The following is a 20,042-nucleotide window of genomic DNA, read 5'->3' on the forward strand; positions in this document are numbered from 1 at the left end:
TAAATAACCCTTTTTAAATCAGTTGTTACTTAATGCCATCCATAAGATCTTCTGATTTTTAATTATGAATAAACTTCTTCAACATCTCTTTTACTATATCAGGTTTAATGGGTTTTGATATAAAACCATCGCAACCTGATGCAAAAGCTTTCTGTCTATCCTCTGAATTAGTGTAGGCAGTTTTAGCAATTATAGGTACATAAGGAAACCTTTCTTTAATCGCCCGTGACGCTTTAAAACCATTCATAACAGGCATTTGAATGTCCATGAAAATAAGGTTTATATCAGGTTCCTGTTCCATTATATCAATAGCTTCTTGACCGTTTTCTGCTCTTAGAATTTGAAATTGGTAGTCATTCATTTTTTCTAAGAGGGATTTAAGATATAAGAAATTCAAGTCGACATCTTCAGCAATTAGAATTTTATAAAAAGAGGGCTTGGGTCCCTTGACTGGTTCGTTCACTTTCTCGTTAAAGAATTCTTGTTTATTTGCTACGGCAATCGGGACATGTATATGGACAGTGGTTCCCTTTCCTAGTTCTGAATGAAGATCCAGTTGACCATTCATTAATTCTGTATAAGCTTTAGAAATAGTTAATCCTAATCCCAAACCTTGAAACAACTCTGTAGTATCGTATTGATTAGACTTAGAATAACTATCAAAAATAGATTTTTGACGCTCGTTAGAGATTCCTATCCCGGTATCTGTGATCGTCATCTCCAAAGCATTATCTTTAATTGTTGCAAAAAAGAAAACCTCCCCCTGACTCGTAAACTTGACCGCATTATCAAGAACATACTTTAAAGTTCTAGATAGTTTTTTTTTATCCACAACAACACAGTTTAGGGTTTCAGGGATATCCAGCTCTAACCGGTATGGAATCTTTTTTAACCCCGCAGTAACTTTGTATTTATCAAAACATTTGGTCAAAAGTTCTATAAGAAGAACAGGGTTTTTTTGAGCCGATAACTGCTTGTTTTGTAACAGAGATATTTCTAGGACATTATCCATCATCTCCATTAATCTCAAACAAGCTTGATTAATGATGTTTAAATAGTCTTCCTTCTGACTATTATCGAGATCTTCTTTACTCAACAAATCTGAAAAACCCATAATGGCATTCATGGGAGTGCGCATTTCATGCGCGATATTATTAATAAATGAGGTCTTTAATTTGTTGCTCTGCTCCGCCTTTATTTTTGCTTTTTTAAGCTCACTTATTTTTGAATTGATACTATGTTGCAAGTATCTGTTAAATACTGAAATCAATAATAACAAGCTCAATATTCCAATACTTACCTTTATCCAAAAGGCTGTTGTAAGATAAAAAGGCTTGTTAAAGGTCCCTAACCAAGAATTGACAATCTCTTGCTCATCCTGATAAGTAATGCTCTGCATGGCATTATAAATAACATCGTTGAGCAAGACATCATTGCTTACAACAGCTATAGATGGTTCATAATCCTTACCTATGTATTTTAAAATTTCTAAGTCTTCCAGATTATTAGACTGAATATAATAAGTAGCAACAACTTTGGGACCGACAAAATAACCTGCTCCACTTTCTGAAATATTTTGTAGACATTCCAAATCATTTCTACAAGGGGTTAAAATGGTTGCTTTAGGAAATTGATCTTTTAGATTATCAACTATTGCAAAATCTTTGGGTAAGTAAAAGGTTGCCGTTTCAAAATCTTTTATGGTCTTTACTTTTCCTTGATCTTTATGACCTACGATCACATAAGGGGATTCAAATAATTTAAAATAAAAGTTAAGATATTCAGTTCTTGACGGAGCTTCTTGAATTTCGAGAATTAAATCTACATTATTGTTACGCGCATCTTCCATGATATTTGAAAAATCATCGTATTTCTTAATTTCAAATTTGAATTGCGCTCTTTTTTCTAGAAGTTTTAAGTAATCCGTAAGGATTCCTTGTGGAGCGTCATTTTTATCCAGAAAAATATAGGGTGGGTAGGATGGGTAAACCGCAACTTGAATACGCTCTCGTCCATGGAGCGATTTGCGTTCCTCTTTATTCATTAAATCAGTATCCTGACAGGAGACTATCAAAAAAAGTACTGACAAGGTTACTAACAGAGATCCTATTATATTTCTCAACCTGGGTTTATTATTGAACAGTAAGTTACATAAAATAATCTTTATGATAAAAACTTAACGATTTATCATCTATAGCTATTGCTTCATGACTGCCTAAAGGCGAGAAAGCAAAACTTCTTTCCTTTTTCAGAGGTGCCAGAAGCCATCTTTTAATCCTACCTTTGTTGCAATAATATATCCTTCTATTTGATGAGTTCTATTTTGCACCGATTTGATCTAAATGAAACTATCGATGTACCTTCCAAATTCACCTTTCCATTTCTTTATGAACCACATCCACTAGCTGTGGAGGCTGCAGAGCAATTGAAAATCTATTTAAGTGGTTTTAAAAATTGGTTTTACGATTTGAACCTAGGTCCGAAAAATTATCAGCACCCGCTTGGGAAGATGTTTGGAGTTCTTGTAGTGGAGGATAATCAAGGAAAATTAGGGCATCTTTGGGCATATTCTGGTATTATTACTGGAGAACAAAATCATTCTCAGTTTGTTCCTTTAATATTTAATATGTTCTCAGAGAACAGTAAGTATGTAAAAGAAAATTCTCAACTCGATATATGGAATCAAAAAATTGATTTATTAGAAAAGGATATCATTTACCTAAAAAGTAAAAAACAACTTCAAAAATTAGAAAAAGAAAACGAGCTCCTGCTTTACAACCAGCGTAAAAAACATTCCCAACACAAAGCTGAGCGCAAAAAACAACGAGAAGAGGCGGTGGACTGCCTAACTGAAATAGCCTATCAAAAACTACTCGATCTGCATCAAACACAGGGAATGCATGCTAAATTTCTTTTAAAGGAATACCAGGTCTATTTGGATACTAAAATGGCACCGCTAGAAAAAATTATTTCTCTACACGAGGGGAAAGTTAAAGAGTATAAAGCAGCTCGTAAGGAATTATCCAACAAGCTTCAAAATTGGATATTTGAGCAGTACCAATTCCTCAATGCCAACGGAGATTCTAAAAACGCATTGCAACTCTTTAAAAACATACCGCCCTATATTCCTCCTTCAGGAACTGGTGATTGTGCCGCACCAAAGTTGTTGCAATATGCGTATCTCAACGATCTAAAACCAGTTGCCCTAGCAGAGTTCTGGTATGGAGAACCTCTAAAATCCCAAATTAGAAAGCACGGCCATTATTATCCGTCTTGTCGCTCTAAATGTGAACCAATATTGGAACACATGCTGCAAGGTCTGGAAGTTGATGATAACCCCATGTTAATCAATCCTGCTTTAGGAAAAGAGCTTCCAATTATCTATGAAGACGATTATCTTATGGCGGTAAACAAGCCAGAGGAGTTCCTTTCTGTACGCGGTAAAACTATAGAAGATTCTGTAGAATATAGAATGAAGCAGCGTTTTCCGCAAGCAACTGGACCGCTTATAGTTCACAGACTGGATATGAGTACTTCTGGAATATTAGTGCTTACTAAATCCTTAAAAGTTCATAAAAAACTACAAGAACAGTTTGAAAAGCGCAGCGTTAAAAAACGATATGTAGCCTTACTGGATGGAAACGTAGAGGAAGATACTGGCTTTATTGATTTGGCATTACGGGTAGATCTGGATAACCGTCCTTTTCAAATGGTAGATCCCGTACACGGTAAAAGTGCCCGTACGAAATTTGAGGTTTTGGAGCGCAAAGATGGAAAAACCAAGGTTTATTTCTATCCCATTACAGGTCGCACGCATCAGTTGCGTGTTCATGCCTCTCACCCTTTAGGCCTGAACTGCCCAATTATAGGCGATGATCTTTACGGTTTTAAAAAAGACCGATTGTACTTACACGCAGAGCAACTGGAATTTATACATCCTGTAACTTTGAAACCTGTTATAATTCACGTACCTGCACCTTTCTAAACTGTTAATAAGACTTGTGGATAACTAGATTGCCTTCTTATTTTAAGACGTGAGCGCAGATCGTATTTTTACATTAAATCTCTTTTTATGTCTCAAGAATTGAATTGGTTGTTGTTATTGATTGTCGGCGTAGTGATCGGTGCAGTTGTGGCTTGGTTTTTTGCTAAAACACGTTTCTCAGGAACTATAAATCTTTTAGAATCAGAAAAGAGGCAATTGGATTCTCAACTTTCCAAATTGCAGCCTGCCTTAGAAGAACGCGACCAACTGAGACATCAGAACAGCCAGTACAGTGCACAACTAGAGCAAAAACTAGAAAGTCTACAAGAATTGAGTGGTCGACTTCAAAAACTAGATAAAGAATATCGCGAAGTAGCTATCGAGAAGGAAAACTTAAATGTATTACTAGCTGAGCAACGTACCGCTTTCGCGAAAGCGGAAGAAAAACATACAGAAGCACAAGGAGAAATCGAGAAACTCAATGAAAAGTTCACCAAGGAATTTGAGAACCTTGCCAACAAAATTCTAGATGAAAAAAGCACCAAGTTTACCGACCAAAACAAAAAAAACATAGAGCAAATTCTGAGTCCGCTGCAGGAAAAAATTATAAGTTTTGAAAAGCGTGTAGAGGACACTCACAAAGATACCATCGACAGACAAAGTGCGTTAAAACAACAGATTTTAGGTCTTAAAGAGCTCAACCAACAAATGAGTAAAGAAACTAGCAACCTTACCAAAGCATTGAAAGGAGATTCTAAAATGCGCGGGAATTGGGGAGAATTGGTACTGGAACGAGTACTGGAAAAATCTGGCCTTGAAAAAGGGTCTGAATACGAGGTACAGCAAACCATCAAAACAGAAGACGGAAGAACCTTGTTTCCCGATGTAGTGATCCATCTCCCAGGTGGTAAAAAAATGGTGATCGATTCAAAAGTATCCCTTAACGCTTACGAGCGTTTTATCAATGAAGAAGATGAAGAGATGCAACAACGTTATCTAAAAGAACACGTAGCATCGCTTAAAAAACACGTGACCGATCTTTCTGAAAAGAGCTATCACGATTACCATATAGAGAGCCCTGATTTTGTATTGCTTTTTGTGCCTATAGAACCCGCTTTTGCCATGGCACTAAATTATGATGGAAACTTGTACAGTGAGGCTTTTGATAAAAACATAGTGATTGTTACCCCTACAACCCTACTGGCTACATTACGTACTATTGACACCATGTGGCAAAATGAAAAACAGCAAAAGAACGCACTAGATATTGCTACTGCTGCTGGAGCTTTGTACGATAAATTTGTAGGCCTTTCAGAAGATTTAATCAAAGTAGGTACCCAAATGGACACGGTCCAAAAAACATACAAATCTAGTATGAACAAGCTTACGGAAGGTTCTGGAAATCTAGTAGGCCGTATTGAACGATTAAAAAGATTGGGGGCAAAAACTAACAAATCTCTTAATGAAAAACTAGTTAACCGTGCTATAGAAAGTGACCCGGACGTTTTGGAAGCGAGTGATGAGCCTTTGAGCTAGTGAAGGTTTTAAGCTTTTAGTTATGAAGTCCATTATGGATTTTACGTAATAAATTTATATATTACGCTATTATGTAATAAAGTATAATTATTACACTTTTACGTAATAAGTTTAAATATTACGTTATTATGTAATATCTTTGAAGTATTACGCTTTTACGTAATACTTTAAAACAGCTGTTATGGAAGTAGTGCTTGCCGGTGACATTATAGGTTCACAGAGGAATCAACCAAAAACCTATCTCAAGACCATAGAGGAGGTTTTGAAAAGATATTCCAGCCCAAATAGGTTCTTAATTTACAGAGGTGACAGTTTTCAGGCATGGATGGATCATCCAGAACTGGCGCTTCATTGTGCGATAGAATTAAAAGCTGCCTTAAAAAGAACAGCACTTCTAGATGTGCGTATAGCAATAGGTCTGGGTAGCGTAACTATGATTGATAATAATATTGCAAAATCTACTGGATCAGCACTGACAAAATCGGGGGAGTTACTCGATATTCTTAAGTCTAAAGATCAAGAAGTAATGATAGACGGCGGTAAACACTTAGATGTGTATATGAATAGTTTATTGAAAATGGCCCTCCTCTTCATGAATGAATGGACACAAAACGGTGCTAGTACCGTTTATGAAATGTTCAAAACACCCTATATTACGCAAGCAGAGTTGGGTAAAAAACTGGGGGTTCAACAAGCTACTGCTAGTAGAAGACTAGACAGGGCTCACTGGCAAGAAACCCAAGAAGTTTTAAACGTATTTAAACAATATTATAAAGACGTGAGCGATGGAAGTATTGATTAAACTCTTAATAGTGCACTTTCTGAGTGATTTTGTCTTGCAGACTGATCAACTCATAAAGAAAAAAGAAAAACATCTGTTGGGTTCTTACCACCTTTATTTGCATGCTGGCATTCATGCTGCGCTGTCTTGGTTGGCATTAGGGCAAGTGGAGTTTTGGTATGTAGCACTTATTATCTTTGTGACCCATTTACTCATAGACGCTGGTAAACTCTATTTTACTACTAAGAAAAACATGCGTTGGATGTTTGCTCTAGATCAGTTAGCTCATATTGTGATCATTATCATTCTAGCTGCATACACTTCAAGCATAGCGTTTAACTTGAGTGATGCCCATTTAAAAATCTTGTGGCCTTTTCTATTTTGTGTGCTTTTCCTGACCAGTCCAGTAGGCGTTATGTTGAAAATATTCTTTACGAGATGGACATTAACCGATGATGAAACTGGTATCTATGGACTTAAAAATGCGGGTAAATGGATAGGAATGCTAGAAAGACTGCTCATCTTTCTTTTTATCATTACAGATCATTTCAGTGCCGTCGGTTTGTTATTAACGGCAAAATCTGTATTCAGATTTGGTGACCTGAGCAAGGCAAAAAACATGAAGTTGACCGAGTATGTGCTGATTGGCACATTGCTTAGCTTCGGAATTGCAATTGTTATCGGACTACTCTTTAAAAATTATGTGATATGAAAAAGATTTTAGGAGTTGTACTAACAACGATAGTCCTGCTCGCAGTGATCTGGTATTCATTTATTTACTTTGCCACCTATTCTGACGGTTACCGCAGTGGTGAATTGATCAAGTTTTCTCACAAAGGTGTTATCGTAAAAACATGGGAAGGCGAAGTCTCACAAGGAATAAGTGGCGCACAAATATTCTCCTTTTCTGTAATGGACAACCAACAAGAAGTCATTAAACGATTAAAAGAATATCAAGGAAAATATGTAAAATTAAAGTACGAAGAAAAATTTGGAACCTGCTTGTTTTGGGGTGATACCAAATACTTTATTACAGAAGTAACAAGAGAGAACAGTCCTCATTTCAACCGAGATTAATTATTGAAATCCCGCTTTCGCGAAAGCGGAACACTTATCAAGTTTATTGAACAACCCATAAATTATGAAAAATAAATTTAAATCTCCAGAAGAGTCTAGAGTCATGTTATCACTACTGATGTTGCCTTCCAACGCCAACTTTTCAGGCAAGATTCATGGAGGCTATGTCCTCTCCCTTATTGACCAAATTGCATTTGCTTGCGCGTCAAAACACAGCGGGGTTTATTGTGTAACGGCCAGTGTAGATGTGGTCGATTTTAAAGCTCCAATAGAGGTAGGTGAGATGTTAACTCTCAAAGCCACTGTCAATTACGTAGGCACCTCTTCTATTGTTGTAGGAATACGAGTAGATGCAGAAAATATTCAAACCGGTGAATCTAAACATTGTAACTCTTCATTTTTTACTATGGTAGCAAAAGATGAGCAAGGGAAAACCGTCCCTGTTCCTGGACTTAAAATAAGTAATGAAACTCATGTGCGCAGATTTGCACGAGCCATAAAAAGAAAACAGATTAAAATAAAAAGCACCCAAGAAATTGACACAGCTAATTTCTCTGACGTGAGCTATAAAGAAGAGTTAAAGAAATATAATGTAGAAATCAATCTTTAAAAAACACGTACCAGATTAAACCCAAAATAGAACCTTCCTTTTGTCCAGTCGCCTGTTGCTTGACTCAAAAAACCATTGGTTAACATGGGCTGAGCATTTGTAAAATGCATCTGGAAAACGTGGCCTCCGGTTTCAAGATCCACACCTATACTTAGCGGATTCAAAAATGGACTGCCGTCTGCACGATTCAGGTGATAACCGTAGTCTGCATTGAGACTCCACCTGTTGGTTAATTTGTATCGAGCACCTAATCCCATAGCATATTGCGTATTGTCTTGTGGATCAAAAGTGACAAAGTTTTGATGAAATAAAGTAGGGCTCAATTGAGCCGACAGCCTTTTAGATATTTTTCTAGCTACAATAAATTGAGCGGTATAACCAAGTCGATCTATAAATTCTAATTTAGGAAAAATAGACTTGTCTAATTCAGTATTGGCATCCATTGCTGTAAATAAAGCAATAGAAAAAGGAAATCCTTCTTCTATTTGTTTTTTCAATTTAAATTTTGTGGCAAGTTGGTAGGTTTTATTAAAGCCCGTACGACTTGCTTCCACATGCATCCATTCGGTAAGTCCGTAGGCAAATTGAAATCGAGTCACGGCATTATCCATACCGAAGAGGTCATCGATACCATTTTCTACACTTCCAAAACGGTGAGAGATGATCAATTGAAATTCTTTAGGAGCAACTAATTTTGTAGTTTCAAAATTGACCACTTTCAACGATTTCCATGTAGCGATCACTTCTTGATCTATTTCTGGATCCAGTCCTTCTAATAAATCTTCTTGAGCTCCAGCAATTAGGGCCGTCAAGAATACGAATAAGGTTGATAGATGTTTCATAATATCAAAAAAGCCGCCTAAACAAATAGAGCGGCTTTGTTTAAAGGTTTATTATTTATTTTTTGATAAATTTCTGAGTAGAAACCTTCTCTCCTACAATCACCTGACTGATATAAATTCCTGTAGACAGAGAAGTCACATCAATTTGGTTTTGTCGCTCTATGTTGCGTTCTAATACCGGCTGTCCATTCATGTTGTAAATGGTTAAGGCTGCTTCTTCAGAATTTGCCAGTTCAATATTCACATCATTTACTACATAAGTAGGAAACAATTTAAAGGAACTGATCAACTCGTCTTCATTAGTTAACACAGCAGCAGACTGGTTATTGATCATTTGATCACCGCTATTAGCATTATTATTATTGGCTTGAATAGTAGCGTAATAAAAAGTTACTGGCCCTAGATCTGAAGCTGGTGCTGTCCAGGTTAAGGTCCAATTGTTACTGCTGTTTCCAGCAGAAGTATGTGTTAATCCAGTGCCACCGTTGCGCAATTGAGTTCCTGCTCCTGCAGTCCATGAGCCTACTTTAGTTCCGCCAGCAACTTCTGCAGTGATGTTAAAACCAAATTTTGATACACTAGAACCATTGATCCCAAGGTTCATAATATAGGATTGCCCAGCTGTATAAGCTGCTGGCACACTAGTAAGTGATGGAGTGCCATTATGGTTGGCTCCTGGCGCATGACAATCAGTACACGTATTACCGGCGTCTCCAGGAGAACCTGAAAAGTTCCCTGGTTGACCACTTGAAAAACTTACAAGTATCAATAATGCAACAGGAATTGCGGTTAAAATACTGTAAAATGAGTAGTTCTTTTTCATAAGTTTTAATTAGAGGGGTTTATAAATATCGCTTGATCTATCTTAACTTCTTCCAGTAAATCATCATAGCCTAAACAACGACCTTTTAGGGTGTAGGTTTGATTTAATGCAAGTTGGTGTGGTTCTTTGAATTCTATAAATACTTTACGGTCTAAAGTTATAGAATTAGCTGATGTATCAGTCGCTAATCCAGAAACTTCAATCACCTGGTCTAATGCTCTGGCATCATTACTAGCGTCATTATCAGTGAATAGAGCTATTAGCTCTGTAGATGTATAAGATGAAGTGGCGTCACTAGTTGCTACGTCACGATGATCCTGATACAAATAGTTGTAACCTAGAATGCCTATGATGACGATAATAAAAAAAGCTATAAATAATATTTTTTTCATCCGCATGTCAAATATGAATAAAATTTATGACATATTGCAACCAGAATCATATATTTATACCGTAATAATCGACATGAAATACACTTTGTTTTACTCCTTTACTGTCTTAATGCTCATCTCTTGTACAAGCACAAGCCCAGATGATCTTGTAGACAATACTCCTATCACAACCACCATAAAATATGCTACAGATGTTTTCCCAATTGTAGAAAGTCAGTGTTTGTCTTGTCACAATGATAATTTTTCATCTGGAAATAATAGTTACAGCACCTATGCTCAATTTAGAGACGCCACAGAAAATGGCAACGTTATTGATCGCATTACTAGAAATGTAGGAGACCCTTTACTCATGCCTCAAGGCGGTCAATTGCCTCAAAACAGTATTGACATTATCCTGCAGTGGCAACTTGACGGATACCTAGAAAATTAAATAATTATGAAGTATTTAAGCCTTTTATTTTTGCTATTTGCAGTAACTCTGGCTACCGGTCAAAAGCAGGTAACCAAAACAGGAAGCATCTATTTTGAAGGTTCTGTTGATTCTTTTGAACCTATTAGGGCTACAAATAACAGCACGACCGTAGTGCTAGATGACAAAGGAAATCTAGCAGCACTAGTCTTGATCAAAGGATTCCGTTTCCCTATTGCTTTGATGCAAGAACATTTTAATGAAAACTATATGGAAAGTGATGACTTTCCTAAAGCTACCCTTAGAGGTGCATTATTGAATTACGAGAATTACATAAAAGATGGAACTAGGCAGACATTAACCTTTAAAGGCACTCTAGAGATGCATGGAGTTGTAAAAAATATAGAGATTCCTGTAGAACTTGCCACTACCAAAATGGGATATGAATTACATGCTGATTTTGAAATCGATCCAAACGATTACAAGATTGATATTCCATCTGTTGTTAGAAAAAAAATCTCAAAGAAGATTAAAGTAAGAGTTGATGCGGTATTGAAACAATAATTAGAAAATATTATTCGTACCAAACCACATCCTACAGAGTTATATGATAGTTATAGCTATCATTTTGCTAAACCCATTTTATCAAGCACCTCGGCAGTAATATCAAATGCAGAATCTAGGTAGGCTAAGTTACTATCTCCCGTATAAAAGATTTGGGTAAAGGATAGTTCTTTAGCTACTAAAGCCACATAATCGTTTATCTTTCTATAAAGAGGCATCATCAATTCATTCTCTTTTAATTGTATCAGTTGGGCACCATTTTGGCGAAACTTTGAAATATCATTTTCTAAATCAGTAAGTTCTTTTTGTTTAGCTTCTTTTTGAGCATTAGTCATCATGTCAAAATTAGCTTCGGCAGTTTTATATACTTTGTCGTAGTTGTCTAACTTTTCTTTAAGATCGTTTTGCAGCTCTTTATTGTAATCTTTCAACGCATTTTCCATTACGATTATTTCTGGCATTTTATTTAGAATATAGTATCTATCTACAGTACCCACCTTTGTTGTTTGTGCATAACTTGTGCCTGCTAACAGGCTAATAAATGCAATCAATATTACTTTTTTCATAGTGTCGGCATTCAATATTTTACACAAATTAAACATTTAAAAAAAGAAATTAAAACAAGAGTAAAAAAAAATTATAACTCTACTCGTGAACACAGAGTTACTTAACGGCTTATAAAATTACATTAATCAACAGTTTATTTTTTAAGTGCATTCATTTCATCAAAAAAGAAATCGTCGTTAGGAATATCAAAGGTGATTCCTGTTACCTTTCCATAGGCATCACTTTCAAATTTGATCGTTCCAAAACTGAACCATGCTTGTGGCTCTTCCCATTGAATCTCATAAGAATCGTAATTAAAATGCTTTAAACTACTGTTCAATAATGGCGTGTGCTCCCATAGTAATTGGAGCTTTCCATCTTTTTCAGCCACCTCAAAGTCTCCATAAATGTCTGCATGATAAGTTCCTAGAATCGCATCCTTTTTGAGGATAGGTTGAGTTCCTTTTATTTGCTTTGCCTTTCTCTCTTCTATTCTCGTGTCGCTTGCTTTCCACGTATCATAACTTTCGAGCATTTCCTTGCTCCAGTCTTTTTTACCTCTGTTGAGGAAACGATCCAATATGTAATAGGCGATAGCATTGGTTGGTGCTTTTACACCATTGGTCAGCACTACTACTCCTAGATTTTCATCTGGTAACATTTGCACTGTAGAGATCATTCCGTCGTAACCACCACCATGACGCACTCTAAAATTACCGTAATAATCACCTAGAAACCATCCCAAACCATAACCCGCATATTGGGATCCTGTGGCATTTCTTTTTACTTGATTCACGCCAAAACTGTTGTGCAAGTTCCACATATTATTGCGGCTGTAATTAGAAAATAGGGTATCCTGATCTTTCACTCCATGATTCATGTTGAGGATCATCCATTTGCTCATGTCATGAACACTAGAGATAATCCCTCCTGTAGACTGTACATTATCCCAACCTACCCATGGAATTGCATAATTCTTATTATCAGCATCCATCGCATGAGGAGTCGCCACATTGGTATTGTTTCCAAAATCTTGAATACTCACCACCGTATCATCCATTTCCAGCGGATTCAAAAAACGCTCGGTCACATTTTCTTTAAAGCTCTTGCCGGTTACTTTTTCTATCAAGGCACCTGCGGTAATAAACATCAAATTAGAATATCCATAACCATCTCTGAATCCGTAGGCTTGGGGAACAAACTTAATGCGCTTTACCACTTCTTCTGTACTCAACTCAGACTTGTACCAAATCACATCACCAGAGAAAGTCCCTAGTCCTACATTGTGACTTAGCAAATCTTCAATAGTCACCAGCCTACTTATAGCAGGATCATATAGCTCAAAGTACGGTAAATGATCTTGCACTTTATCTTTCCAATTGACTTTACCCTCTTCTACCAGTTGCGCCATAATTGCCGCTGTAAAAGCTTTTGTATTACTGGCAATCGCATAAAGTGTGTGCTCGTCTGGCTGTTGCTTTTTATTCACATCCATCTGACCGTAACCCTTTTCAAAGACAATTTTACCGTCTTTTACAATCCCTACACTCAAACCAGGAATGTTCCAGTCTTTTTGTGTCTGAGAGATGTATTTGTCCAGCGCTTTATAATCTACTTTTTGAGCAAATACAGCAGTAGAAATGAATACAATAGATAGAAATAGAATCTTTTTCATAAGGTAAATTTTGAGGAATGAAGATAGGGATTGTTTCGCTTTCGCGAAAGCGAAACAATATCCATACAAACAACAAAGCCCCAGAAGCTATAAACTTCTGGGGCTTTGAATATAAAATCCGTATTTAGTAGGTGGAAAAGGAACCCTTACTATTTTCCAAAACTAAACCCAGATTCTTTTCTTTCTAACTGCTTCCGGATCTTATAAATCAAAGGAAAAGTCATCCACATGCCTATGATTCCTAAAAATAACAATCCCAAAACTTTATTCGTTTTTGACACCTGTCGCATAGGAGCTACTTGAAGAACATACCAAATAGCATAAGCTGTAATGGGTAAGCCTAATGCCATAATATATAGGGATGGCACAGCATCACTGAATAGCTGCTCATAAAAATCTGGAAAGCCAAAACTTAAAACAAATCGGCTTAAAAAGATGGTAGAGTATAAAACGATCACCCATTGCAAATTTCTTGCATGTTTATATACGCTCTCTTTGTTTATATTTTCCATAATTTAAATATACCAACTGAGCGTTGCCTTTGCAAGTATTGAAACAATAATAATTTTAAGAATATCAGAAGGTCTTCCTATGATCTTGACATCTCATACTTCTCGACTGCGCTCCAACTGACCCATAATGGCTTCCTATGTCGTCACTTTCGCGATGGCTAATCTCCATGTCTACCAACAAGAAAACCCTAAAAGCTACTTGCTTTTAGGGTTTTCTTTTATAAAATTTCATACTGTAAAATGCTTGGTCGAGCACTGAATAAATTTCAGCAAAGGCTTGGTCTAGACCTATTTTAATAATCTCGATGTGGAATCGATCTCGACTATAGCTCGAACTGACAACTTTTACTTACTCAAGTACATTCTGCGTCTCGCGTACAAATCATAAAACTCATCGTCTTTTAAGCTATCGATAAACAAGATGCTTTCTCCTGTAGATTTCATTTCAGGTCCTAGACGCTTGTCCACGTTAGGAAACTTATTGAATGAAAATACTGGTTGCTTGATCGCATACCCATCCAGTTGCGGGTTGAAATCAAAATCGGTCACCTTGTTGTGTCCTAACATCACCTTGGTAGCGTAATTCACATAAGGTTCTCCGTATGCCTTTGCGATAAATGGAACCGTACGTGATGCTCTTGGATTAGCTTCAATGATGTATACCATATCATCTTTAACTGCAAACTGAATATTGATCAATCCTACCGTCTCTAATGCCAGTGCAATCTTTTTAGTATGGTCTTTGATTTGTTGCATCACCAGGTCCCCTAAAGTAAAAGGCGGTAGCAATGCATTAGAATCTCCAGAGTGCACTCCACAAGGCTCTATGTGTTCCATAATACCAATGATGTAGACATTCTCTCCATCACAAATCGCATCTGCTTCTGCTTCTATCGCTCCATCTAGATAATGGTCGAGTAACAGCACATTATTTGGTATTTTTTTCAAAATATCTACTACGTGTTCTTCCAGCTCATCTTTATTGATCACGATCTTCATTCCTTGTCCACCGAGCACATAAGAGGGTCTAACTAAAATAGGAAAGTCCAATTCATCTGCCGCGACTAGTGCTTCAGCTGGTGTAGTTGCTGTCGCAAATTCTGGATAAGGGATATTATTGTCTTGTAATAATTTAGAGAACAACCCACGATCCTCAGCAAGATTGAGTGCTTCATAGCTAGTTCCCAAAATCTTAATTCCGTATCGATCTAGTTTTTCAGCTAGTTTTAGAGCGGTCTGTCCACCTAATTGTACAATCACACCTTCTGGTTTTTCATGACGTATGATATCATAAATATGTTCCCAAAAGACTGGCTCAAAATACAATTTATCTGCCGTATCAAAATCAGTAGAAACCGTTTCTGGATTACAGTTGATCATGATGGTTTCATAGCCACATTCCTGAGCAGCATAAACACCATGTACACAACAATAATCAAACTCAATTCCTTGACCTATACGGTTAGGTCCTGAACCTAAAACGATGATTTTTTTCTTATCAGAAACGATGCTTTCATTTTGCACGTAGCGTTTCCCGTCAGCAGTTTCTATATCTGCTTCAAAAGTAGAGTAATAGTAAGGAGTTTTTGCAGTAAACTCTGCCGCACAAGTATCTACGAGTTTATACACTCGATTGACATTCATCTCCTCACGTAAATTGTATACCTCAGACTCGAGACATCCCAACATATGCGCAATTTGACGGTCAGCAAATCCCTTTTGTTTTGCTTCTAGTAGTAGCTTTCGCGAAAGCGTGCTCACATCAAACTTCCCGATTTCTTTTTCCAATAAGAAAAGTTCTTCAAACTGCTTCAAGTACCACATATCTATTCTGGTAATCTCGTGGATACGGTCCAATGAGATCCCCATAGCCACCGCATCATATAAAGCAAAAACACGATCCCAACTCGCATGAGTCAGTTTCTCAATCACCTGATTGTAATCGGTATAACCTTTTCCATCTGCTCCAAGACCGTTGCGCTTAATTTCTAGGGACTGTGTAGCCTTATGAAGCGCTTCTTGGAAAGAGCGACCTATTCCCATCACCTCACCTACTGATTTCATTTGAAGGCCTAGCGTACGATCAGCTCCTTCAAATTTATCAAAGTTCCATCGTGGAATTTTTACAATTACATAATCTAAAGTAGGCTCAAAAAGAGCACTGGTAGATTTAGTTATTTGATTGTCTAATTCATCTAGTGTATATCCTATAGCCAGCTTAGAAGCGATTTTTGCGATCGGATAACCAGTGGCTTTAGAAGCTAGTGCACTAGAGCGACTCACTCGCGGATTGATCTCAATCGCGATAATATTCTCTTCTTTATCTGGACTTACGGCAAACTGCACGTTACATCCCCCGGCAAATTCACCTATGCTGCGCATCATGTGAATGGCCATATCGCGCATCTTTTGATAGGTGCGGTCTGATAGGGTCATCGCTGGAGCTACCGTAATGGAATCTCCTGTGTGAATTCCCATAGGATCCATGTTCTCGATCGTACAAATAATAACAACATTGTCATTATCGTCACGCAATAATTCTAATTCGTATTCTTTCCAACCTAACAAAGCCTTATCGATCAACACCTCATGAATAGGTGACGCTTCAAGGCCACGAGTTAGTAATTCCTCGAACTGATCTTCTGTATGTACAAAACTAGCTCCAAAACCACCCAAGGTAAACGATGGACGTATGACCAATGGAAAACCAAATTCCTGAGCAATTTCTTTTCCTTTTAAGAACGACTTTGCCGTTGCAGAAGGAGCTACAGGAATTCCTATTTTATGCATCAGACCTTTAAACTTGTCACGGTCCTCGGTGATATGGATCGCATCTATATCCACACCGATGATCTCAACCTTATGATCTTCCCAAATCCCTTTTTCATCTGCTTCAATACAAAGATTGAGCGCCGTCTGTCCACCCATGGTAGGCAATACTGCGTCAATTTCTGGATGATCGGTTAGGATTTGTTTGAGAGACTTTGTTGTTAATGGTAAAAGGTACACATGATCTGCCATACTTGGATCAGTCATGATGGTTGCAGGGTTGGAGTTGATCAAGACAGTTTCAATACCTTCTTCCCTTAGGGATCTTAGTGCTTGAGAACCAGCATAATCAAATTCACAAGCCTGACCGATAATGATCGGTCCACTACCTATTAATAAAATGGATTTGAGGTCTTTTCTTTTTGGCATTGTAGTGTGTTTTTCTAGAGCTTAAATATCTTAAAATTTGGATACAAAAAAGGCGTCAATTCCAAAGAATTAACGCCTAATATATAATTAAAGGTAACTCATTACCTCTTGTGTCTTCTTTCGGTAGAAACAGATAGTTTTTTACGTCCTTTAGCTCTACGACGAGCAAGAACTTTACGACCGCTTACAGAAGCCATGCGCTCTCTGAAACCGTGCTTGTTTCTTCTTTTTCTTTTACTTGGTTGGTATGTTCTTTTCTGTGCCATAGCTTGAAATCTGTGTCTATATATAAAAAGGCTTGAAAACCCTCATTTTTAATCGGCTGCAAATATAGCAACTCTTATACTACCTACAATAAGAAATGTATTTTTTTTGAAATTATTTTCTTGTGTGTAAATATAAGCATGTTCCAACACTAAAAGTCATTTACAGCTTGCGATTGTTTTAGCAAATTGCTATTACCCGTTACACCTGATTGATACTGGTTAAAGGAGGTGATTCTTTCATCATTATTGGTTGAAACCTTATAAACAATTATCAACCATTAACTTTGCAAATGAAAAAGGAAGTAAATTGTAGTTCAGGGAGCAATTACTTCCTTTTTGAAAGAGTTCCCTTTTAATGTATTAAAAGAAGAAGGTCCTTAACCCTTTTTTTTATACTATTATTTTACAAATTCCGCTTTCGCGAAAACGAAAAAATAGCAATTCATCGTTGTATCTAAACTTTTTAAAGCACAAAAACGCTTTTAATAGAAGAAATTAGACGTTTTATCTAAAAACAGAACCCCTTAGATAATTATTTGCAGATGCCTATTGTTTTATGGATTGCTATCAACTATTTTTATATTAATGATTGAAGATATATTTAGCAGGGTTAGGGGACTGCTCCTTATGGTTCAACATTGCAACCTAATTCTTTAGAGTTGCATAAATGGAGCTTCGGCTCCATTTATTTTTTAAGTTCTACTCTTCTTCTCCTTGTGGACTTCTAGCTTCCATTTGTACTTACTTAAATCATTGAAAATCAGTTCTGTTTTCTTACTTTTAAGAAATAAACCTGACTTATGTTGACAAAAGTATACGGGAGTGCCGTTTTTGGCGTTGAAGCAACTACTATTACCGTAGAGGTAAATGCAGACAAAGGAATAGGCTACCATCTAGTAGGACTTCCAGATAAAGCTATAAGTGAAAGCTCTTACCGTATTACAGCAGCTCTTAAAAATGTAGGCTATAAAATGCCTGGTAAAAAATTAATACTCAATCTCTCTCCAGCCGATCTGAGGAAAGAAGGAAGCGCCTATGACTTGCCTCTCGCACTAGGAATACTCAATGCCTCTGGACAAATCAACAGCGATTTATTTAAAGATTACATCATTATGGGCGAACTTTCTCTCGATGGGCAGTTGCAGCCTATCAAAGGAGCATTACCTATTGCCATTAAAGCACGAGAGGAAGGATATAAAGGATTTATTTTACCCAAACAAAATGCGAGAGAGGCAGCAATTGTTGACGGACTTCATGTTTATGGAGTAGATAACATTCTAGAAGTAATTGACTTTTTCCACGAAGGAAAAGAGCTCGAGCCTACTATTATAAATACCAGAGATGAATTCTTTCAAGCACTAGAACATCCAGAATTTGACTTTGCTGATGTAAAAGGTCAAGAATCCATTAAAAGATGCATGGAAATAGCTGCTGCCGGAGGACACAACATCATATTGATAGGCCCGCCTGGCGCTGGAAAGACCATGCTAGCCAAAAGATTACCTTCTATCTTACCCCCTATGACTTTGCACGAAGCGCTGGAAACTACTAAGATTCATAGCGTTGCTGGTCGTACACAAGAAAAAGCAGGCTTAATGGCACAACGGCCGTTTAGAAGTCCACATCATACTATATCAGATGTAGCCTTAGTCGGCGGTGGTGCCTACCCGCAACCTGGTGAAATTTCTCTAAGTCATAACGGCGTGTTGTTTTTAGATGAATTACCCGAATTTAAACGAACGGTGCTGGAGGTCATGCGCCAGCCGCTAGAAGATCGGGAGGTAACCATTTCAAGAGCAAAATTCACCGTTACTTATCCGTCTAGTTTTATGCTGGTGGCCAGTATGAACCCTAGTCCTGGTGGTTATTTTAACGATCCTAATGCTCCTGTACAAAGCAGTCCAGCAGAAATGCAGCGCTACCTCGGAAAAATCTCTGGTCCACTACTCGATCGCATCGACATCCATATAGAGGTCACTCCGGTCCCCTTTGAAAAACTAACAGAAGAACGGCTTGCAGAAAAATCTACTGTTATCAGAGAACGTGTTACTGCTGCTAGAGACATTCAAACTGCACGCTTCAGCAAAAATGAAAAAACACATTACAACGCACAAATGACGGTTAAGGATATCAGAAACTATTGTATCCTCGATGAGGAGAGCAAACAAATGCTTAAAAAAGCAATGGAACGATTAAGTCTTAGTGCAAGAGCCTATGATCGCATACTCAAAGTTTCTAGAACCATAGCCGACTTAGAAGGAGTAGAACAGGTAAATGGAACTCATATTGCTGAAGCTATTCAATACAGAAGCCTAGATCGCGATGGTTGGCTAGGTTAGCAAATCATCAGTAAATAGATGCTTTTATAGAAGATTATCAAATTTTAATTCGATTACTCTATCAGTTTATGTATATTAACTAACTTTGTAGCCTTTTCTATAATTTTAAAGCTTTAATTCATGTCTTTAACAGTACTTCCACTAATTGATCTCCGAGAGTCTTTTGACAATGACAAAGACATCCTCGGCTCTATTTTAGATATTTTTATGGTAGAAGTACCTGAAGATTGTCTTTTGCTCCGACAAAGTATAGAGAGTGGGGATTATACAACTGCAGGAATGCAAGCCCATAAAGTAAAATCTAGTTATAGAACTTTAGGGATTACTGAAATGGCAATTATTTTACAAGAAATAGAAGATCGTGCAAAAAATAAAAATAATATGCAGGATATTCCAAATCTACTCGCTCAATTTAATGAAAATTATGAGCAAATTAATGCGCAAGTTTTATACACTAAAGAACATCTCTAAATATTCTTAAAGTTAT

The 20,042-nt window shown here is 37.1% G+C and carries 19 protein-coding genes; 10 read left to right on the forward strand and 9 right to left on the reverse strand.

All coding sequences use genetic code 11. The annotated features are described in order from the left end of the window. Positions 1 to 58: 58 nt before the first annotated feature. Entirely contained in the window at positions 59 to 2,089 is a 2,031-nt protein-coding gene (locus CW736_RS12885) for a response regulator (protein WP_157810967.1), read from the reverse strand. Positions 2,090 to 2,311: 222 nt separating this feature from the next. Here CW736_RS12885 and CW736_RS12890 point away from each other — a divergent pair, with 222 nt between their 5' ends. From CW736_RS12890 to CW736_RS12915, 6 genes are all read left to right on the forward strand, one after another. Next, on the forward strand, positions 2,312 to 3,985 hold the full coding sequence (locus CW736_RS12890; protein ID WP_101014763.1) for an RluA family pseudouridine synthase: 1,674 nt from the start codon (positions 2,312 to 2,314) through the stop codon (positions 3,983 to 3,985). An 87-nt stretch (positions 3,986 to 4,072) separates the two neighbouring features. Further along, on the forward strand, positions 4,073 to 5,521 hold the full coding sequence (gene rmuC / locus CW736_RS12895; RefSeq protein ID WP_101014764.1) for a DNA recombination protein RmuC: 1,449 nt from the start codon (positions 4,073 to 4,075) through the stop codon (positions 5,519 to 5,521). 181 nt (positions 5,522 to 5,702) lie between these two features. After that, positions 5,703 to 6,323, forward strand: coding sequence for a hypothetical protein (locus tag CW736_RS12900; protein ID WP_101014765.1), 621 nt, complete (start codon positions 5,703 to 5,705; stop codon positions 6,321 to 6,323). After that, positions 6,307 to 7,014 carry a DUF3307 domain-containing protein gene (locus tag CW736_RS12905; RefSeq protein WP_101014766.1) on the forward strand — a complete coding sequence of 236 codons (708 nt, stop codon included), beginning with the start codon at positions 6,307 to 6,309 and terminating at the stop codon, positions 7,012 to 7,014. The genes CW736_RS12900 and CW736_RS12905 overlap by 17 nt, the downstream gene beginning before the upstream one ends. After that, on the forward strand, positions 7,011 to 7,379 hold the full coding sequence (locus tag CW736_RS12910) for a 6-phosphogluconate dehydrogenase (protein ID WP_101014767.1): 369 nt from the start codon (positions 7,011 to 7,013) through the stop codon (positions 7,377 to 7,379). Before CW736_RS12905 ends, CW736_RS12910 begins: the two co-directional genes overlap by 4 nt. A gap of 64 nt (positions 7,380 to 7,443) precedes the next feature. Then, the gene (locus CW736_RS12915; protein WP_101014768.1) at positions 7,444 to 7,989 is read left to right on the forward strand and encodes an acyl-CoA thioesterase; all 546 of its coding nucleotides are present in this window, start codon (positions 7,444 to 7,446) and stop codon (positions 7,987 to 7,989) included. Here CW736_RS12915 and CW736_RS12920 read toward each other — a convergent pair. From CW736_RS12920 to CW736_RS12930, 3 genes are read right to left on the reverse strand one after another with little or no spacing between them, the layout of a single operon-like run. After that, complete coding sequence (locus tag CW736_RS12920) at positions 7,986 to 8,831, reverse strand: DUF5777 family beta-barrel protein (protein ID WP_101014769.1); 846 nt, start codon at positions 8,829 to 8,831, stop codon at positions 7,986 to 7,988. The two genes, CW736_RS12915 and CW736_RS12920, sit on opposite strands and share 4 nt — an antisense overlap. A gap of 55 nt (positions 8,832 to 8,886) precedes the next feature. Further along, positions 8,887 to 9,654 (reverse strand): choice-of-anchor V domain-containing protein, encoded by a 768-nt coding sequence (locus tag CW736_RS12925; RefSeq protein WP_101014770.1) that lies wholly within the window; start codon positions 9,652 to 9,654, stop codon positions 8,887 to 8,889. 5 nt (positions 9,655 to 9,659) lie between these two features. Continuing rightward, a complete protein-coding gene (locus CW736_RS12930) occupies positions 9,660 to 10,046 on the reverse strand; it encodes an OB-fold protein (RefSeq protein ID WP_101014771.1) in 387 nt (128 codons plus the stop codon). Between the two features lie 13 nt (positions 10,047 to 10,059). On the opposite strand from CW736_RS12930, the gene CW736_RS12935 reads away from it, so the two are divergent. Further along, positions 10,060 to 10,476, forward strand: a complete 417-nt coding sequence (locus CW736_RS12935) for a hypothetical protein (protein ID WP_232735364.1) — start codon at positions 10,060 to 10,062, stop codon at positions 10,474 to 10,476. 6 nt (positions 10,477 to 10,482) lie between these two features. After that, positions 10,483 to 11,019, forward strand: a complete 537-nt coding sequence (locus CW736_RS12940) for a YceI family protein (RefSeq protein WP_101014772.1) — start codon at positions 10,483 to 10,485, stop codon at positions 11,017 to 11,019. 59 nt (positions 11,020 to 11,078) lie between these two features. Here the strand turns inward: CW736_RS12940 and CW736_RS12945 are convergent, their stop codons facing one another. From CW736_RS12945 to rpmH, 5 genes are all read right to left on the reverse strand, one after another. Further along, positions 11,079 to 11,585, reverse strand: a complete 507-nt coding sequence (locus CW736_RS12945; protein WP_157810968.1) for an OmpH family outer membrane protein — start codon at positions 11,583 to 11,585, stop codon at positions 11,079 to 11,081. Positions 11,586 to 11,719: 134 nt separating this feature from the next. After that, on the reverse strand, positions 11,720 to 13,240 hold the full coding sequence (locus CW736_RS12950) for a serine hydrolase (protein ID WP_101014774.1): 1,521 nt from the start codon (positions 13,238 to 13,240) through the stop codon (positions 11,720 to 11,722). A 149-nt stretch (positions 13,241 to 13,389) separates the two neighbouring features. Next, complete coding sequence (locus CW736_RS12955) at positions 13,390 to 13,752, reverse strand: hypothetical protein (RefSeq protein WP_101014775.1); 363 nt, start codon at positions 13,750 to 13,752, stop codon at positions 13,390 to 13,392. A 345-nt stretch (positions 13,753 to 14,097) separates the two neighbouring features. Further along, positions 14,098 to 16,950: a carbamoyl-phosphate synthase large subunit gene (gene carB, locus CW736_RS12960; RefSeq protein WP_101014776.1), complete on the reverse strand. Its 2,853-nt coding sequence runs from the start codon at positions 16,948 to 16,950 to the stop codon at positions 14,098 to 14,100. 101 nt (positions 16,951 to 17,051) lie between these two features. After that, positions 17,052 to 17,216 carry a 50S ribosomal protein L34 gene (gene rpmH, locus CW736_RS12965; protein WP_015363895.1) on the reverse strand — a complete coding sequence of 55 codons (165 nt, stop codon included), beginning with the start codon at positions 17,214 to 17,216 and terminating at the stop codon, positions 17,052 to 17,054. A gap of 800 nt (positions 17,217 to 18,016) precedes the next feature. On the opposite strand from rpmH, the gene CW736_RS12970 reads away from it, so the two are divergent. Together CW736_RS12970 and CW736_RS12975 are read left to right on the forward strand one after the other, a co-directional pair. Continuing rightward, positions 18,017 to 19,555 carry a YifB family Mg chelatase-like AAA ATPase gene (locus CW736_RS12970; RefSeq protein WP_101014777.1) on the forward strand — a complete coding sequence of 513 codons (1,539 nt, stop codon included), beginning with the start codon at positions 18,017 to 18,019 and terminating at the stop codon, positions 19,553 to 19,555. A gap of 120 nt (positions 19,556 to 19,675) precedes the next feature. Then, entirely contained in the window at positions 19,676 to 20,026 is a 351-nt protein-coding gene (locus CW736_RS12975; RefSeq protein WP_101014778.1) for an Hpt domain-containing protein, read from the forward strand. The last annotated feature ends 16 nt before the right edge of the window (positions 20,027 to 20,042 follow it).

Origin of the sequence: Nonlabens sp. MB-3u-79, from assembly GCF_002831625.1 — a bacterium.
In the GTDB taxonomy this organism is placed as follows: domain Bacteria; phylum Bacteroidota; class Bacteroidia; order Flavobacteriales; family Flavobacteriaceae; genus Nonlabens.

Coding starts and splice junctions, on each gene's coding strand:
- CW736_RS12925 (WP_101014770.1), bottom strand. CDS start 9,654: ATGAAAAAGAACTACTCATTTTACAGTATTTTAACCGCAATTCCTGTT.
- CW736_RS12930 (WP_101014771.1), bottom strand. CDS start 10,046: ATGAAAAAAATATTATTTATAGCTTTTTTTATTATCGTCATCATAGGC.
- CW736_RS12975 (WP_101014778.1), top strand. CDS start 19,676: ATGTCTTTAACAGTACTTCCACTAATTGATCTCCGAGAGTCTTTTGAC.
- CW736_RS12970 (WP_101014777.1), top strand. CDS start 18,017: ATGTTGACAAAAGTATACGGGAGTGCCGTTTTTGGCGTTGAAGCAACT.
- CW736_RS12955 (WP_101014775.1), bottom strand. CDS start 13,752: ATGGAAAATATAAACAAAGAGAGCGTATATAAACATGCAAGAAATTTG.
- CW736_RS12890 (WP_101014763.1), top strand. CDS start 2,312: ATGAGTTCTATTTTGCACCGATTTGATCTAAATGAAACTATCGATGTA.
- CW736_RS12920 (WP_101014769.1), bottom strand. CDS start 8,831: ATGAAACATCTATCAACCTTATTCGTATTCTTGACGGCCCTAATTGCT.
- CW736_RS12935 (WP_232735364.1), top strand. CDS start 10,060: ATGAATAAAATTTATGACATATTGCAACCAGAATCATATATTTATACC.
- CW736_RS12945 (WP_157810968.1), bottom strand. CDS start 11,585: ATGAAAAAAGTAATATTGATTGCATTTATTAGCCTGTTAGCAGGCACA.
- CW736_RS12910 (WP_101014767.1), top strand. CDS start 7,011: ATGAAAAAGATTTTAGGAGTTGTACTAACAACGATAGTCCTGCTCGCA.
- rpmH (WP_015363895.1), bottom strand. CDS start 17,216: ATGGCACAGAAAAGAACATACCAACCAAGTAAAAGAAAAAGAAGAAAC.
- CW736_RS12940 (WP_101014772.1), top strand. CDS start 10,483: ATGAAGTATTTAAGCCTTTTATTTTTGCTATTTGCAGTAACTCTGGCT.
- rmuC (WP_101014764.1), top strand. CDS start 4,073: ATGTCTCAAGAATTGAATTGGTTGTTGTTATTGATTGTCGGCGTAGTG.
- CW736_RS12915 (WP_101014768.1), top strand. CDS start 7,444: ATGAAAAATAAATTTAAATCTCCAGAAGAGTCTAGAGTCATGTTATCA.
- CW736_RS12950 (WP_101014774.1), bottom strand. CDS start 13,240: ATGAAAAAGATTCTATTTCTATCTATTGTATTCATTTCTACTGCTGTA.
- carB (WP_101014776.1), bottom strand. CDS start 16,950: ATGCCAAAAAGAAAAGACCTCAAATCCATTTTATTAATAGGTAGTGGA.
- CW736_RS12905 (WP_101014766.1), top strand. CDS start 6,307: ATGGAAGTATTGATTAAACTCTTAATAGTGCACTTTCTGAGTGATTTT.
- CW736_RS12900 (WP_101014765.1), top strand. CDS start 5,703: ATGGAAGTAGTGCTTGCCGGTGACATTATAGGTTCACAGAGGAATCAA.